The organism is Sporomusa sp., from assembly GCF_057736855.1.
Genome location: NZ_JBYKYF010000411.1, coordinates 1 through 2,170, shown reverse-complemented (window position 1 = coordinate 2,170; position 2,170 = coordinate 1). Strand labels below are relative to the sequence as shown.

Genomic DNA, 2,170 nt, shown 5'->3' with positions numbered 1-2,170 from the left:
AACACATGCGTTCAGGCAGACCCATCGTTTATACTTCGGGTGACAGTGTTTTTCAAATTGCCGCTCACGAAGAAATTATCCCCCTAAGCCGTTTATATGAGTTATGCAAAATAGCCAGAGAAAAGGTTTGTATTGGTGAACATGCCGTAGGCCGGATTATTGCAAGACCGTTTATCGGTAAACCCGGTAGCTTTGTCCGTACGGCTAATCGCCATGATTATAGTCTGCAGCCACCGGCGCCAACCGTGCTTGATCTACTCAAGCAGGCTGGCTTAGCGGTGATTGGTATTGGAAAAATTGCCGACATTTATGCGCATCGGGGTCTGACAGAATCATATCCAACAAAATCCAACAGTCATGGGATGGAAGTGATTACTGATTTAGCTGGACAAAACTTACCAAGTGGTTTAATCATGGCTAATTTGGTTGATTTTGATAGCCAGTATGGACACCGTAAAGATGCAATTGGTTACGGTAAGGCTTTGGAAGAATTTGATCAGGCGCTAGCTACTTTGGTGTCTAAGCTGACAGAGGATGATTTGCTCATAATTACTGCCGATCATGGTTGTGACCCAACAACACCAGGAACTGACCATACCAGAGAGTATGTTCCGCTGTTAGCGTATCATCATCGATTAGCGCATAAACCGCAGCCAGTAAGATTGGGAGTAAGATCGACTTTTGCTGATGTGGGGGCCACTGTGGCCGCTAATTTTTCTTTACCTCCTTTAACTTATGGACATAGTTTCTTAAAAGACCTTTTGGGGTGAAAATATTGCATGTTGCGGATATAATTACCAAAAAACGTGATGGTAGAGAATTGCTTGATACGGAAATTCAATGGCTGATAGAATCTTATACTAATGATAAAATACCTGATTATCAAATGGCAGCCTGGCTTATGGCAGTGTTTTTTCAGGGCATGACTGACCGCGAGACGGCTGCCCTTACTATGGCTATGGCTAACTCGGGTGATAGGGTTGATCTTAGTCAAGTGCCAGGAATAAAAGTAGATAAACACAGTACTGGCGGGGTTGCTGACACTACCACGTTGGTATTGGCACCGTTAGTGGCTGCTGCCGGTGTGCCTGTGGCCAAAATGTCTGGGCGCGGACTGGGATTTACTGGCGGTACCATAGATAAGCTGGAATCCATTCCTGGCTTTAAAGCTATATTGGAACCGTGCGAATTTATTGCCAACCTGCAGCGGTACGGGATTGCTGTTACAGGTCAGTCTGCTGGAATTGCACCGGCTGATGGAAAATTATACTCCCTTAGGGATGTTACAGCTACTATTGAGAGTATACCGCTTATTGCCTCATCCATTATGAGTAAGAAAATTGCTGCAGGCGCAGATAAAATTGTACTGGATGTCAAGGTTGGCAACGGTGCTTTTATGAAACATCAAGCCGATGCTATTAAGTTGGCAAAGGCTATGGTAAATATTGGTCAGCTTGTTGGCAGAGAAACTGTTGCTATATTAACCAATATGGATCAACCTCTGGGGATGGCTATCGGCAATAGTTTGGAAGTAAAGGAAGCTATTGATGTATTATCAGGCCGTGGCGTAGCCGCACTTAAAGAAGTTTGCTTGGAACTGGGTTCGCAAATGCTACTATTGGGGGGAAAGGTCCAGACGCCGGAAGAGGGACGTAATCTACTTCTACAACTTATTGACAATGGAAAGGCATTAGCGAAAATGGGCGAGTTTATTACGGCTCAACATGGTGACGGATCGATATTGTATGATACCAGCAAATTGCCACAGGCCAGCTTTGTTAAGGAAATTACTGCTGCTCGTCAAGGATATATTACGGCAATACATGCTGCTCAAATTGGTTATGCTGCTATGCGGCTGGGGGCAGGTAGAGAGTATAAGGGTCAGACCATTGACTTGGCTGCCGGAATCCAGATGAATTGCCGAATCGGTCAATATGTTAATCGCCAGCAGTCGTTGGCAACCATATATACCAACGACGAATCACGGCTTGAGCAAGCGGTTGCTATCATAGAGCAGGCTATACAAATTGAAGAGCAGCCTATCAGCGCACCGCCGTTGATTATCGGGTTGGTTGATAATAACGGATTTCATAGTCGACTGGAATAACCAGTCGATTCAGATTGTAGACAAAGCCGCTTTTATGCCGTAAGGCAAAAAGCGGCTTTCTAT

2 protein-coding genes are annotated in these 2,170 nt (G+C 44.9%); both read left to right on the top strand.

All coding sequences use genetic code 11. The annotated features are described in order from the left end of the window. A partial coding sequence (locus AC29Z1_RS16985) for a phosphopentomutase (RefSeq protein WP_488272631.1) occupies nucleotides 1–770 on the top strand: 770 nt, incomplete at its 5' end. A 5-nt stretch (nucleotides 771–775) separates the two neighbouring features. Beyond that, nucleotides 776–2,107 (top strand): pyrimidine-nucleoside phosphorylase, encoded by a 1,332-nt coding sequence (locus AC29Z1_RS16980; RefSeq protein WP_488272632.1) that lies wholly within the window; start codon nucleotides 776–778, stop codon nucleotides 2,105–2,107. Nucleotides 2,108–2,170: the final 63 nt, after the last annotated feature.